The organism is Alginatibacterium sediminis, from assembly GCF_003610775.1.
Lineage (GTDB): Bacteria > Pseudomonadota > Gammaproteobacteria > Enterobacterales > Celerinatantimonadaceae > Alginatibacterium > Alginatibacterium sediminis.
In genome coordinates, this window is the sequence record NZ_RAQO01000009.1 from 147616 (window position 1) to 161884 (window position 14269).

At 44.6% G+C, this 14269-nt stretch carries 13 protein-coding genes; 2 read left to right on the forward strand and 11 right to left on the reverse strand.

Annotated elements, in window-relative coordinates:
* Positions 1-356: 356 nt before the first annotated feature.
* The 4 genes from DBZ36_RS16990 to DBZ36_RS17005 all read right to left on the reverse strand — a co-directional run bounded on the left by DBZ36_RS16990 (position 357) and on the right by DBZ36_RS17005 (position 4269).
* The gene (locus DBZ36_RS16990; protein ID WP_120356164.1) at positions 357-1400 is read right to left on the reverse strand and encodes an ABC transporter ATP-binding protein; all 1044 of its coding nucleotides are present in this window, start codon (positions 1398-1400) and stop codon (positions 357-359) included.
* Positions 1401-1413: 13 nt separating this feature from the next.
* Positions 1414-2256: an ABC transporter permease gene (locus DBZ36_RS16995; protein WP_120356165.1), complete on the reverse strand. Its 843-nt coding sequence runs from the start codon at positions 2254-2256 to the stop codon at positions 1414-1416.
* Positions 2253-3095 (reverse strand): ABC transporter permease, encoded by an 843-nt coding sequence (locus DBZ36_RS17000; RefSeq protein ID WP_120356166.1) that lies wholly within the window; start codon positions 3093-3095, stop codon positions 2253-2255. The genes DBZ36_RS16995 and DBZ36_RS17000 overlap by 4 nt, the downstream gene beginning before the upstream one ends.
* Before the next feature lie 79 nt (positions 3096-3174).
* A complete protein-coding gene (locus DBZ36_RS17005; protein WP_120356167.1) occupies positions 3175-4269 on the reverse strand; it encodes an ABC transporter substrate-binding protein in 1095 nt (364 codons plus the stop codon).
* Between the two features lie 242 nt (positions 4270-4511).
* Here DBZ36_RS17005 and DBZ36_RS17010 point away from each other — a divergent pair, with 242 nt between their 5' ends.
* Entirely contained in the window at positions 4512-5429 is a 918-nt protein-coding gene (locus DBZ36_RS17010; RefSeq protein WP_199711911.1) for a LysR substrate-binding domain-containing protein, read from the forward strand.
* A 173-nt stretch (positions 5430-5602) separates the two neighbouring features.
* On the opposite strand, the gene DBZ36_RS17015 is transcribed toward DBZ36_RS17010, so the two are convergent.
* From DBZ36_RS17015 to DBZ36_RS17025, 3 genes are all read right to left on the reverse strand, one after another.
* Positions 5603-6562: a TAXI family TRAP transporter solute-binding subunit gene (locus DBZ36_RS17015; protein WP_120356168.1), complete on the reverse strand. Its 960-nt coding sequence runs from the start codon at positions 6560-6562 to the stop codon at positions 5603-5605.
* Positions 6563-6583: 21 nt separating this feature from the next.
* Positions 6584-8461, reverse strand: a complete 1878-nt coding sequence (locus DBZ36_RS17020; protein ID WP_120356169.1) for a TRAP transporter permease — start codon at positions 8459-8461, stop codon at positions 6584-6586.
* Positions 8462-8549: 88 nt separating this feature from the next.
* Complete coding sequence (locus DBZ36_RS17025; protein ID WP_120356170.1) at positions 8550-9416, reverse strand: fumarylacetoacetate hydrolase family protein; 867 nt, start codon at positions 9414-9416, stop codon at positions 8550-8552.
* A 167-nt stretch (positions 9417-9583) separates the two neighbouring features.
* Between DBZ36_RS17025 and DBZ36_RS17030 the strand changes: the two genes are divergently transcribed.
* Positions 9584-10075: a GlcG/HbpS family heme-binding protein gene (locus tag DBZ36_RS17030; protein ID WP_199711912.1), complete on the forward strand. Its 492-nt coding sequence runs from the start codon at positions 9584-9586 to the stop codon at positions 10073-10075.
* Positions 10076-10121: 46 nt separating this feature from the next.
* On the opposite strand, the gene DBZ36_RS17035 is transcribed toward DBZ36_RS17030, so the two are convergent.
* The 4 genes from DBZ36_RS17035 to DBZ36_RS17050 all read right to left on the reverse strand — a co-directional run bounded on the left by DBZ36_RS17035 (position 10122) and on the right by DBZ36_RS17050 (position 14235).
* Positions 10122-10799, reverse strand: a complete 678-nt coding sequence (locus tag DBZ36_RS17035) for a GntR family transcriptional regulator (RefSeq protein ID WP_120356374.1) — start codon at positions 10797-10799, stop codon at positions 10122-10124.
* A gap of 173 nt (positions 10800-10972) precedes the next feature.
* Positions 10973-12511 carry an AMP-binding protein gene (locus tag DBZ36_RS17040; RefSeq protein ID WP_120356172.1) on the reverse strand — a complete coding sequence of 513 codons (1539 nt, stop codon included), beginning with the start codon at positions 12509-12511 and terminating at the stop codon, positions 10973-10975.
* An 11-nt stretch (positions 12512-12522) separates the two neighbouring features.
* Positions 12523-13824: a malonyl-CoA decarboxylase gene (locus DBZ36_RS17045; RefSeq protein ID WP_120356173.1), complete on the reverse strand. Its 1302-nt coding sequence runs from the start codon at positions 13822-13824 to the stop codon at positions 12523-12525.
* A gap of 15 nt (positions 13825-13839) precedes the next feature.
* Positions 13840-14235 carry a YciI family protein gene (locus tag DBZ36_RS17050; protein ID WP_120356174.1) on the reverse strand — a complete coding sequence of 132 codons (396 nt, stop codon included), beginning with the start codon at positions 14233-14235 and terminating at the stop codon, positions 13840-13842.
* Positions 14236-14269: the final 34 nt, after the last annotated feature.

Consider the following 14269-nt stretch of genomic DNA (forward strand, 5'->3'; position numbering starts at 1 on the left):
GCATTACAATTATTAACGACGGGGTTTGCGCAAGATGTCCCCTTGGTGAATTGCTTGATTTATTTAAAAAAACTAACTGGAACGCCATTAAATCAAGTTAATTGTACATTTGTTTGATTTGTGATTGGAGGTTGCTGGTGATTTTGGCTCACAACCTATATAAAATAAGGATTTGTATTTGTCTCACTCACTCACCCATCTGTTCGATGTGAATTATTGTCGCGGTTACCCTTCTAGATCAGGTAATGCATTAAAGCGTTAAATTAAACGCTAAAAAGATACTAACCCGCTATTTTAGCGGGTTTTTTTTATTCTAGCCGGTACTATTTACGGCGTTTAATTTGCTTACAACAGCACTAGGCAAATTCAATACAGCGATTGGGGTCAAATTGCAGTGAAACCTGCCTCCCGAGTTCCAATAAACGTAGTTCGGGATCATTGCTACGGACCCTAATCTGATTGCCTTCAAACTTAACAATGGCTTCCATGCTTGGCCCGAGATCGCGCAGCATTATAATTTCGCCATTGGCCTCAATATCATTGACGTCACTAGCTTTGAGCTGGATGTCTTCAGCTCGCAGTGCGAGTTCAACGCTGTGGGACTGACTGGACTTGTTTTTTAGCTGAATGACTTGCCCAAACAACTCGTGGCTGCCATGAGCATTGGCCTTGGCTTGTACGATATTAGCAGAGCCCAGAAAGTCAGCCACAAAGGCTGAGGCGGGTTTGCGATAAACCTCGGACGGTGGCGCGCATTGTTGTACTCGGCCTCGGTCCAATACCACGAGCTGATCGGCGAGCATCATCGCTTCGGTTTGGTCATGCGTCACCAATACAGTCGTTACCCCAAATTGTTGCTGCAACTGGCGAAGTTCAATTTGCATATTATCGCGCAGTTTAGCGTCTAAGGCTGATAGTGGTTCGTCGAGCAAGAATACTTCAGGTTGTACCGCCAGTGCGCGGGCAATCGCTACCCGCTGACGTTGGCCACCGCTTAAGGCCGATACTGGGCGATCGGCAATCTCTGGCAAGCTAATCACATGCAGTAATTCATCAACCCGCTCGCGCTGTTTGGCCCCTTTGATGCCACGCAGCTTCAGCCCATAGGCAATATTTTGTGCCACATTCATATGCGGAAATAAGGCCAGAGACTGGAACACCATGCCAAAGTTTCGCCGGTGCGGTGCCACGGTGCTAATGTCTTTGCCGTTAAGGCGCAAGTGGCCTGAAGATTGACGCTCAAAGCCGGCAATAATGCGTAACAAGGTGGTTTTTCCGCAGCCTGAAGGGCCTAACAAGCAAACGAAAGAGCCGCGCTCGACATTCACGTGAATATCTTCCAAAGCGCTTACGTGACCAAAGGATTTACTAACGGCGTCAATTTCTAAGTGTAAGTTCATAGTTTCCTCGAAGCTAAAGCAAGCTGTTGCGACCGGCTAATAACTTGTCGATGAGAAGAATTAAGGCTAAATCGATAAGCACAATGACAAAGCTGATGGCCAAGGTTGACGGATCTAAAGATGAAACCGTGCGGCTGTACATCCAAATGGGCAAGGTGGTGACATCAACGGTGTACATGAAATAGGTAATGGTGAACTCGTTAAATGAGATGATTAGCGCAAATACCAAGCCTGCAATAATGCCGGGTTTCATTAAGGGAACCACAATGTCTACGCCTGCGCGCAGGGGTGAGGCTCCTAAAGATATAGCTGCTTGTTCAAGCTCAATATCAATACTAGACATGGCTCCAACGCAATTGCGCAGTACAAATGGCAGCACCAGCGCTACATGTGGAATCACCAAACGCCATATCCCAAGCTCTAAATCGAGGCTCTCGGCGATCAATAAAAAAGCGATGCCTAGAATGACCAATGGGAACACCAAGGGCAGGGTGAACAGTAATTCCATGCCATTCTTAAGTCGCCCACCTGAGCGCACCAAAACATAAGCTAATGGCACGCAAACCACGCTGGCAATCAGCATGACTAATGCCGCAACCTTAAGACTGGTAAGCAAGGCGATTTGCAATGAGGCGTCACTATTTTCGCCATTGGGCTGAAATAGCTCAAACATCTTGATATACCAGCGCAGTGAGTAGGCCTGTGGTGGAAAGCTGGTGGTCTCAGCGGCAGAGAAAGACATCAATGCAATAATGATGACCGGCAGGGTTGCTATTAGTAATCCCAAGCTAGCAAGCAGATAAATGGTGAACTTATAACTGCCGCCGCTTTGCTGCGGAATAATACCCACTCTCATGATTGATACTCCGTAACCGTCCAGCGCTGGGTTAAGTAGTTGGCGAGAGCCAATACCCCAATCGTTAGTGCAATGAGCACCATGCCGGCTGCTGCTGCTCCGGACCAGTTAAACAAGGGCGAGATATAATCGCGGATCGCGACGCCGAGCATTTGAACTCGCCTACCGCCTAGCAATAGTGGAATGGCAAAAGCGCTGGCGTTATAAGCAAACACAATGGATGCGCCACTAATAATGCCTGGCTTTAGCAAAGGGAGGGTGATGTCGAAAAAACAGCGCCAATGACTTGCGCCGTTCACACATGCCGCTTCTATGTGTTCTTCAGAAATATTGCGGGTGGCGGTCAGTATAGGAAATACCGCCAAAGGCAAGGCGGTTTGGACCAAGCCAAGTAACACCCCACTTTCGTTAAACAACAGCATGATGGGACGGCTGATCAGCCCAAGCTCACGCAAACTGGTGTTAAGTACGCCTGTTGGACCTAACAAGATAATCCAGCCGTAGCTTTGAATTAGAAGATTCAAAATCATCGGCATTAATATCGCCACGCTTAATAAGCGTCGTAGCCAAGGTTTTTGTACGGTTGCCATGACCAAGGCTAAAGGAATCGCTAGAACAATCACAATTACGGTGCTAAAGGATGCCAGTTTAAAGGTGGTTAGCAGTGAGCGAATAAAGAATGGATCGGCTAGTTCAAGGTAGGGCGTAAATGAGAAGCCTTCAATAGCGCCTTGATTGGCGGAAAATGAAAATCGAAAAATGAAAAAACACGCTGCTAGGAATGGAGTGATCGTTAACAGCGCGGGGAAACAGAGTAATAAAATCTTGGTTTTAGACATCTACATTACATCTCAATGGTAGTCGACTTTTTAAAGCAAGTTTAGATAGAGAGCGTCATTGCTCTCTATCTTGGCAACATTAAGATAAGGTTTGGGTGTAGCGCTTAATCCAATCTTCACGGACATCAGCAATATAATTTTTGTCGTGAACAATAGCGGTACTGCCGAGTTGTTCCGGCTTCACAATAAACGGACTGGCTTTAGCGGCATCTGACATTTTTGCTTGCTGGTTAATCGGACCATTAAGTACTGCTTCAGCCATAATACCTTGCACTTTTGCATCTAAGGTAAAGTTCATAAAGGCATGCACCACATCGTCTTCACCAGGTTTTGATTTCGGCATAATGGTGTACATCAGATCGGCAAAGAAGCCTTCATCAAGGTCGTAGGTTGCACCCATGTTTGAATTTGGATCTGCTAATTCTTTGGCGTAAAAAGCTGGTGCATAAACACCGCCAATATCGAGTGCATCGGCGCGGAACAATTCAGCGATTTGGGTAGGATTTTCACCGAAGGTTAGAATGCGACTCTGTAGTTCTGCTAATTTACTAAAAGCTTGGTCAACATTAACTGCAGCGCCATTACCACCAAGTAGCTTGTCTGTAGCTACAATGGTATCAAGCGCATCTGTCCAAGTTGATGGCGGCAGGAATAAACGGCCGTCATGCTGTTTTTCCCACAATTGACCATAACTGCGAGGCGGCTCGGCAAAAGTTTTGGTGTTATATATCAAACCACCGGTCCAAAGTAGATAACCAATACCGTGACCATCTGCTCCGGTTCTAAAGCGCGGGTCTACTTGTTCTAAATTTGGGAGCTTGTTGAGATCGGGTTTGGCTAACACCCCATCTTTAGCCAACTCTACAGCGCCAACGCCAGCAAGAGTAATAATGTCGTACTGTGCTTTGTCACCCACAGCGCGCAGTTTGGCAACCATTTCCGAGGTGCTGCCGGTACGATCAACAATGACTTTAGCACCTGTGAGTTCTTCGAAAGGCTTCGCGATATGGTCCACAATTGCTTTACCGGTATTGTCTGACCAGGTTAGCAATCGTATAGTTTTACCATGGAATTTTTTATCTTGGCTGGCAAAGACTAAAGATGGCATTGCCATCGCAGCAGCAAGCGCTGTACCTGATTTAATAATATGTCGACGTGTGAATTTATTACTCATGTTGCTTCCTCAATTTCAATGTAATTGGCCCTACAACATCGGGTCTTTCAAAACGCTAACAAGTCTTCCTGACCCATCGCACTTTAAGCTTCACTTGTATTCAGCCAGCAAAAACTCGCAAAGGTTGCGTAGTTGTTGCGCGAAAAAGTGAAGTTTTACTCTAGAGTAGTTTGATTCATGACGATAATGACTTATTCTGACTAGTTCATTCCAAAAACGCATGAACTTGAGTTGCTCTGCTTATGAAACGTCAATTGCCATCAATGATTTCGCTGTGCTGTTTTGAATCGGCGGCCAAACATTTGAGCTTCACCAGAGCTTCAGAAGAGTTGTTTATGACTCAAAGCGCCGTTAGCCGACAAATCAAAAAGTTAGAGCAATCGTTAGGTTGTGAGCTGTTTGAACGGGTTAAACAGCGTTTGAAGCTTACGCAAGCGGGTAGTGACTACGCCGCTCAAGTGTCTCAAATACTCGAGCAACTCGAGTTGCAGACCGCAAAGCTAAGAAAGAAAATTTCTGGCCGTTTAGTGGTTGGAGTTGAAGATGCCTTAACCACCCGTTGGCTTATTCCAAAACTGCATGACTTTCAGCGTTTGTATCCGGAGATTGAAACCGAAATTATCACCGATGTGCATCAGCTGTACACTCAGCGTGATGGATACGACATTGGGATCTTGTGTGGGGACGGTAAGTGGCCGGAAATGCAGTCGCAGTTTTTGATGCCTGAAAATTTGGTCGCTATTTGTAGTCCAAGTTTGTTTGAGCGCTATGGGCCGGTTGTCTCACCGATTGATGTACTAAATTACCCCTTTATTCACCAAACCGCGCGTCCGTCAACAACGCGGTATTGGTTACATGAAGCGGGTCTGAGCCCTGAACAAATTGACGCATTACCGGGATTACGTTTGGAGCATTTTCGTTTGGTGGTGGACGCCGCGATGCAAGGCTTAGGACTAAGTGTGGTCCCACGATATTTTATTGAAGATGAACTCAATCGTGGTGTGTTAGTGATGGCTTGCAGCCAAGCCTTGTCCTGTAGTGATAATTATTATGTGGTCCATCATGAGTCCCGCCAACTTGATCCACAAATCAATGTCTTTGCGCAATGGTTATTAAGCTGGGGAGGTAGCGCTCGACCAGCAGGGCAGCTTGTGGACTAAAACCTAGAGCTTTATTTGGTTCTAAGTTTTGCTTAACTCGCTGTCATTTCCAAATCGCTTTGTTCAAGTAAGCTGGCTAAGAAATGACCACAGAAGATAGCCTCAAGGATTGGCAAGTTTAGCGTGCAATAACCTACCGTAATTAGCAAAGTTCTAATTACGGTAGGTTTGTTTTATTTGTTCCAAATCCCCATTTCTTTGTAGGCTTTGATGGCACCTTCATGGTACGGCACCACATTGTCTTGAACCATGCCTTGTGGGTTATATCGCGCGTAGGCTCCAAACGCGCTTTTCAAACTGTCTTTGTTCGATGCCATTGTTTGTACAAGTTCGTAAACTGTCTCGTCAGCGACATCCGCACTCGCCAGTAGGTAAAAGTCAACTTCGATCATGTGAGTAGGATCATCTACAACACCAGTTTTAGACTCACTAGGACTAACACTGACGATTCGCGCCGAGGGCAGATTTTCACTAACGGCTTGTTTGGATGCATCAGAGTTATCTAAGCTGAGATAACGCCAGCCTCCATCCATTGTCGCCATAGCTTTTTTACCCGCGCCAACATTCATGGGGATCAAGGCCGCATCAACTCGGTTTTCTGCTAAGGCAGTAATCGCTGTTACAAAGTTCGGTGCTGGTACTTTTTTGGTTTGTTCAATATCAACTGAGCCGGAAGCTAAAGCGGCATTGGAGTAGTAATGAAAAGTTCTCCCAGAATTGTATCCAGAAGGAACGCGCATATCGACCAAGTCTCCGATTGATTTCACTTTTGAGTTCGTGGGAACCGCGAAAGAAGTTTGGGTTGCTACAACAACGCCGACCAAACGTAGATTTTTGTTCTCACGCCCCTCGAAATTCTCTTGTCCTAAATAGGCAAAAGTAGCTTCTCCGCCATTCGCAAATCCGAAATCAAGGCGATTGCTATTCATCATAGGTATGTATGTAGAAGAACCAGCAAAAGGAGAAACACGATATTGTTTATCGGTTTTCTCAACCATCACTTTTGATAAAGCTGCGCCTAAGGAATAGAACAAGGATCCTTGCTGATTAGTACCAATCTTTATGGTGGCTGCGCTTGCGTAACTTGCGCAAAACAGGCTCAAGGATAAGGCGGCGATTTTGACAGTATTCATAGTTCCCTCTTCTTTACTAGTTTAGATAGCTACGTTTTTTGTGGGTGATGATTTATAAAGTCTAAAGAGCAACAATGCGCCGATGGCAAGCGCTACAATTGATGGTAGGAAATTTAGATCGATCCAGCTGCGTGGCATGATTATCAAGATGCCCAAAAGTAGAAATAACAATCGCTGTGCAAGTGATAAAGATTTACTAAAGTAACCAACGACTGCAACGCTGATTAAAAGTACACCAAAGATGCTTAGCGCGAAGGTCAGTACAATATCAACTGGATTAGAGTTCATCGTTAATGCAGGGGTAAAAATAAACATCAGGGGCACGACATAGGCTAACCAGCCGAGTTTCATCGCTTCAAAACCGGTTTTCATCGGTTTAGATTCGGTGATGGTCGCCGCTGAAAACGCTGCTAGCGCAATCGGCGGAGTTATCATCGACATCATTCCAAAGTATAGGATAAACATGTGCGCAGCTAAGGGCTCAATCCCGGTTTCGATTAATGCTGGAGCAACAAGTGCGGCCAAAAGCACATAGACACCTGTGGTTGGCATTCCCATTCCTAGCAAAATACAGACCGCGGCAGAAACCAATAACAAGATTGAGATGTGACTGGCTCCAAGCTGTACAAGGGTTAAAGTAAGAGCAAACCCACCCGATGAAATGTTTAGTAAGCCAATTACGATACCCGCTCCGGCGACAATCATGATTAAGTCTTTAACCGCTATGCCTGTCTCAGGGAATGACTCGATTAGTTTTTTTAACTCAAGTCTGTGACCTTGATAGCTTCGTAAAGAGCCTAGAATCACAATTGAAATAGAACCATAAAGTGCGGCCAGTTGTGCGGAAGCATTGTTTATGAACATGGCATACATTAGTACAATAAAGGGAATCGCAAAATGCCATCCTTCTTTGAGAACTTCAGAGACTGACTTTAGGATGCTTTGCGAAGGTACTATATTGTCTCTTGCGGCGATTAAATCTACTTGTATAAAGAGTGATATATAGTAAAGAAGAGCCGGAATGAGCGCCGCAAGGACCACTTCGCTATACGGAATTTCGAGGGTTTGCGCCATCAAAAACGCTGCTGCGCCCATAATCGGCGGCATCAGTTGACCACCAGTTGAAGCAATTGCTTCAATAGCGCCTGATTGCACTCCGCTGTACCCGGAGCGACGCATCAAAGGTATAGTCATAACTCCGGTTGTAACAACGTTGGAAACAGCGCTACCTGAGATAGAGCCAAATAGTGCCGAACCGACAATTGATGTTTTTGCGGCGCTACCGCGCTTTTTTCCCATCGCAGCCATTGCTAAATCGATAAAAAATTCGCCGCAGCCGGTTAAAACTAGAAGCTTCCCAAAAAATATAAATACGACAACAATACTTGCAATAACTGCCAGTGGAGTGCCCAAAATAGCATTCGGGTCAAAGGCTAAATAAACAGCAATTTCTTGCCAACTACTATTGGTACCCGTTAAGGGGTCCGGAATGAACTCACCAAAGAGCGCATAAGCGAAAAATATAGCAATTACCGAAATGAGTACCCAGCCCGTAGTACGACGGATTGCATCTAAGACCAAAAGAGCGGCCATGCTTCCCAGTATTTGCATCTCAACTGTCAGGTAAGGAAAGTCCATCTGAAAGCGCTGATAGTGAATACTAATCCAGCCAAAGATAGCAAACGCTAAGCCTGCGAGTAGGTAGAATAAATACTTATGAATTGATGTTTCCGCACTGCGGGTTAAATAAACAAGAGAGCACCCAAAGCCTAATAATACGGCTAAAAACTGAACCCTTGCGATCTCTAGTCCAAACACAATTGGCAGTTGTAAGGCCCACATAATGCTTAGCAATGGGATTGTTGCCGCAATAATGTTTGAGAATGTCCGCTGGCTCATCGTTGGTAGTCCTTTACACCGAGTGCTAACTCTATTTATTTACACGCGCAAGGGCGATGCATATTTGTCACAGCTATCAAATGAGTGCTTATTGTTCATCTTCAATGGTGTTGCGTAGCGTTCCTAAACCTGCCGCCTCTATCTCAATGATGTCTCCTGGCTTCATGAACACAGGTGGTTTTCTGACATATCCAACCCCAGCTGGTGTGCCGGTAATGATCACGTCTCCTGGGCGTAAAGTGAGGCATTCACTGAGTATTTCTATCAGCTTAGCCATTGGAAAAATAAAATCCGCAGTACTAGCGTTTTGCATCACTTCGCCATTAAGGCGAGTTTGCAACTCCACGGCATGCATTCCAGGTGGAAGCTCATCGGCACTGACAAACTCAGGTCCAAATGCGCCAGTATCGTCAAAGTTTTTACCAATCGTCCATTGTGAGCTCTTGCGTTGATAATCTCTAAGTGTTGCATCATTGAAAAGTGAATATCCGGCAACGTAATCTAAACCATGCTCAGCTTTTATATGGCGCGCTGTTTTACCAATAACCGCAGCTATTTCGCCTTCATAATCGAGTTTACTGGAATTCTTCGGTCTTAAAATTGGACTTTGGTGGCCTATGAGTGAATCTGAACAGCGTAGGAAAATTTCTGGATATTCGGGTGGGGCAACGCCACCTTCGACAGCGTGGGCGGCGTAGTTTCGACCGATACAGATTATCTTTCCTGGCTTTGCGATAACAGGTCGATAGTTTAGTTGCTCAATTGCAATGCGTGATTCAATCGCAGCGTTAGCGGCTACCCCATCGAGTAATCTATTTAAGTCACTGTCGAGTTCTAACAGTTCGAGTAAAGTTGTAGGCAATTCTGGGGCTGCGATACTTAAGTCAATGACATAGTCATCGGCTTTGATTCCGATACGTTCTTCCCCGGCTGTTTCAAACGAGACAATTCTCATATGACATCCATTTCCACGTTAATGATTTGTTAAAACTAAACTTAGCTCAAAAAAAAGATTATTTCTAGTGTTAAGTTAAAATATCGTTATTTTTAATTTCAAAGGTGCGAGATCGACTTTAAGTGTGTAATATGAGGTTCATAGACCATAGAAACAGAGTGTGCCTCGTGTCTGATTACTATATAAAATCTTTAGTTGTTCCGCTTCCGCTAGCCGATGCCGATAAAATAATTGAGAAAGCACTGCAATTAGGTCGCAGCAATGAGATGTTGCCGCTGACGGTCGCGGTACTCGATATGGGTGGAAACCTTATTGCTTTGAAGCGTGAAGATGGTTGCGGAATTATGCGCAGTGATATTGCAATTGGAAAAGCTTGGGGCGCCTTGGGTATGGGGATTTCAACACGTACAATTCGCGATCGTTTGGCTGACCGACCTTCATTTCAAGCCGCGTTGGCATCGGTGTCTAATGGCCGGTTTATACCTGTACCGGGCGGTGTACTCATTTGTAAATCAAATAACGAAGTTGTCGGGGCTGTTGGTGTGAGCGGTGATGCTTCAAATAGAGACGAATACTGCGCTATTCAAGCTGTGCTCGAAACCGGATACTTAGCTCATCCTGAGCAGCCCGATGAAAACTGGTCGCAAGCCAGCTTATAGATAGCAGCGCAGTCATTATTTCAGGCTTTGTCTGTTGGTATTGTTACTATAAATTTAGGTTGTTTTTCTCGAGTAACTTTGACAAAAAACCGCCGGTCGAGTTGTAATGGTTGACCAACAACGTCGCTGCTTTGTCAGCATTGCGCTCAATAGTGGCATTTAGTATTTGAGTGTGCTCATCCGAGATATTACGTTTTTTATAATCAATGGTTTTTTCGGCTAAGAATCGGTAGCGAATATTCTGATCATAAAGCTGCTCTGAATACCCAAGTAATATCGGACTTTGGCACTCACCTATAAGCGCCATATGAAAAGCTTTATGCTGTGACTCCCAAGATTCGAAGTCATCGATATTCGCTCGCGATAGGCGGTGATGCAGAATGACTAGCTGTTCCTCCCAGTTGCTATCACCCAGCTCAATACTTTTTCGTAAGGCTAGTACATCGAGCTCGCAACGTAGCATTAATACTTCATTGAAATTTGACTCACTTAATAAGGAAACCCGAAACCCACGTTGATCAATTCTGTCTACTAATCCATCAGAAGTTAGTAAGCTTAAGGCTTCGCGGATCGGTGACGCGCCTATATTCAGTAAAGTCTTAAGTGATTCAATTTTCAGCTTTTCTCCAGGTGACAACTCACACTTGAGAATTTTGGTTCGCAGCTGATGATAGACTCGATTGATCGCAGTTTTGCCGTTTTGGGCAGCGGGATCCTCTTTCATATCTGGGTCTCTACTATTCATAAGTTTAAAAGCAATGCCGGAGCTTGCCACCGTTTATGTGTATGTAACGTATCATTCCATTGACGCCAATAACTACTTCAAAAAGGTCTAAATACGATTAAAGAGGCAGTATTCTAGTTAGCTCATTGATAATCAGCAACTTCGAATATAGCTTAAGTCTTAAATAGATCCTGAAACTGTTCCCTAAGTTGGGCTTTTTGAACTTTGCCCATGGTATTTCTGGGTAGTTCGTTCACAAAGTGCAGCTGTTTGGGACGTTTGAACCTCGCTAAACTATCGGCAACACTTTGCGTAATTGAATCCTGCAGTTCATGTTGTTGTGCTTGGTTCTCTGCGACTACAACGGCGACGACAGCTTCACCAAAATCAGGGTGAGGAATACCGATAACCGCGGATTCATCCACACCGGAAATATCGTCAATAACACTCTCAATTTCTTTCGGATAAACGTTGTAGCCACCAGAAATAATCAGATCTTTGGATCTCCCGACAATAGAAATGTAACCTTGCTCATCGCGAGTTCCTAAATCGCCGGTTAAAAACCATCCTGTAGATCTAAGCTCTTCAGCTGTTTTTTCTGGCATTTTCCAGTAACCCGAAAACAAATTAGGTCCTTTAACTTCAATTTGCCCGATTTCTCCGTCATTAAGCTCCTGCCCGGTATCGGGATTGCAGATCTTCACTTCAACTCCGGGCAGTGCAAAGCCTACGGTACCGGGTTTTCGCAAACCCTCATAGGGGTTGGAGGTGTTCATGTTAGTTTCAGTCATCCCATAGCGCTCCAAGATGTCGAGTCCTGTTTTGTCGCTCCATGCACTATGTGTTTCGCTTAATAAGGGAGCTGAACCGGAAACAAACAGACGCATGTTAGAAACGGTTTGTTTGGATAACTGAGCTTGTTTTAGCAGTCGCACATAAAAGGTTGGAACCCCCATCAGTACGCTAGACGAGTTAAACAGAGCTATAATCTGTTCCGCATTAAATTTGGACATGAAATTAAGGCTAGAACCTGCGCAAAGCGTAATATTAATAGCAACAAATAGTCCGTGAATATGGAAAATTGGTAATGCATGAATAAGGCGATCATCGCGAGTAAATTGCCAATAATCTGCTAAGGTCAAAGCATTCGCAGCCAGCGCTCCGTGGGACAGCATTGCCCCTTTAGAGCGACCCGTAGTGCCTGATGTATATAGAATAGCTGCTAAATCATCGGCGCTTCTTTCGACACTCGTATACGGCTGAGTAGTGTGAAGCATTTGTTCGCATAGACTACCCTGAAGTCCGTCATTCGATAGCGATAGTAAATTGCTAACGCCTGCTTGTTTGGCAATGCCTTCAAACCCTTGGACACGGTCTGGGCTGCAAACGAAAATACGAGGAGAGGCGTCAGCTAAAAAGTATTCTATTTCGTTCGCTGTGTAGTCTGTATTGAGTGGGAGGAACACCCCACCAGCTAAAATAGTCGCTAGATATAGTTCAACACCGGTGATTGATTTGCCAATTTGGACCGCTACCCTGTCACCAGGTTTCAAACCATTTGCTTGTAATACACTTGCAATGACTTCAGCGTTTTTAAATAGTGTTCCATAGGAAATATTTGTGCTGTGGTCAACGTCATTTGCGAACAGCGATTGATCATGGCCGATGCTTGCCTTTCGCAATACAGAGGCTAGAAAATTTGTGTTGTACATGATGTATTTCCCTATGCTTTTTTACGATGAAGTTTTTTAATTTGAGCCGATGTTTTAATAGTCCCATCTGACAAAAATGATTCATGATTTCGTTCTATAGACGGAAGGTCGTATTCATAGTTAACCATTATTCCGTAGGAATCAGACATCCCACGCTGGGAGCGATTCGCCCACAAATGAATTCTTTCTAGGTGAGCACCATTGCCTAAATGGAATCGAGAAACAGGATCAACCGGGCCACCATCGGAACGTTTTGCTTCTAATAAGTAGTGGGTTGCTAAGCGGTTAAGTTCGGGGCTGTATTGTTCAACGAATTCTTTACTCAACAGTTCACCTTGTTGCGCAATAGCTTCACACAATAGTTGCTCGTTATCGAGAGGCAGGTGAGATTCACTCCATTTACGAAGCCCTGGGACCGGTGACATAGTAATAAACCGTTTCAAATTAGGTAACTCGCGCTTGAGTTCTTCGACGACCTGCTTGATAAGGAAATTACCAAAGGATATCCCTCTTAGTCCTGCTTGGCAGTTCGAAATGGAGTAAAACACCGCAGTAGAAACCTCATGGGGTTCGAGAGTTTCCCTGTCCGCTGCCAAAATATCGTCAATAGTTCTAGGGGTTTCTTGGGTCAGCGCAACTTCGACAAAAATTAGGGGTTCAAAAGGTAGAGATGCATGGAAAAACGCATACAAGCGTCGATCTTTCTCTGCGACTCGGCGGCGTAAGTCATCCCAGCCTTGGATTTCATGAACAGCTTCATAAGCGATGATTTTTTCCAATATTTGAGCCGACGTAGACCAGTTTATGACTTCAAGCCGCAAAAAACCTCGGTTAAACCAAGAGCTGAATAAATGGCTTAAATCGGAATCTAGAGATTTAAGCTCTGAACTTCCTTTACCTAGCCTGAGTAGATCGTGTCGCATTCGAACCAGTGAGGCTGTTCCACCTGGAGCTCGATTCAGCTGACGAATGAGGTCCTGGGATTTCGGCTCTGTAGCAAAGTGGAGCCGACGAGCTAAGTGCTCGGACGGTTTAAGTTTCCAATTGGTAATTGCTTCGTCTAAAGATGTCTCATCTACGCCAAATTGAGAAAATAGCGTTTGGAAAAATGCCAACTTATCATCGTCTTCTAAGCCTTTGTAATCATCAAGAATTTCTCTAGACAGTGCGAGGCTGGTTGCCTCTCCGGAATTCTTTAGCAAACGCGTACATTTTTCTTCTAATGTCTGTTCCGAGTTGCTTGATATCATGGTACTTCCGATATCAGTAACGCGGTCAACCAGATCTTCGATGATATTCATCCAGTTAGGCATACGAACCTCTTGTTTTTACTGTGTAGGGTCTAGGCTTATTTTTTGCTCAGATAATTTAATGTCAATCTGTAAGCTACCTTCGTTAATCAACCAACGACGAATGGTAAAGCTACGCGCACCATTAATATGCATCGGATCTTGTTGAGCTAATTCTGTTGCAGCTCCAAGACTTTTAGCGCGATAAAGAATCATACCCGTTCCTTCCATCCATTCTCCACAATCACTTGAAAGTGGTCCCGCGAACATAAGCTGGCCGCTGGATTCTAGTTTTGCTTGGTAGGCAAGGTGAGCAGGTAAGTGCTGTTTAACTGCGTCTACGTCGCCGCTGGGGCGGCTTTCGATAACATAAACTTCCATTGCGAGAGAACCTCGCTGTTTTGCTTCATCTTTATAGTTATTCCATGCAATCATTTTATGTTCCTTGTAACACAAATGTTAAAAATAA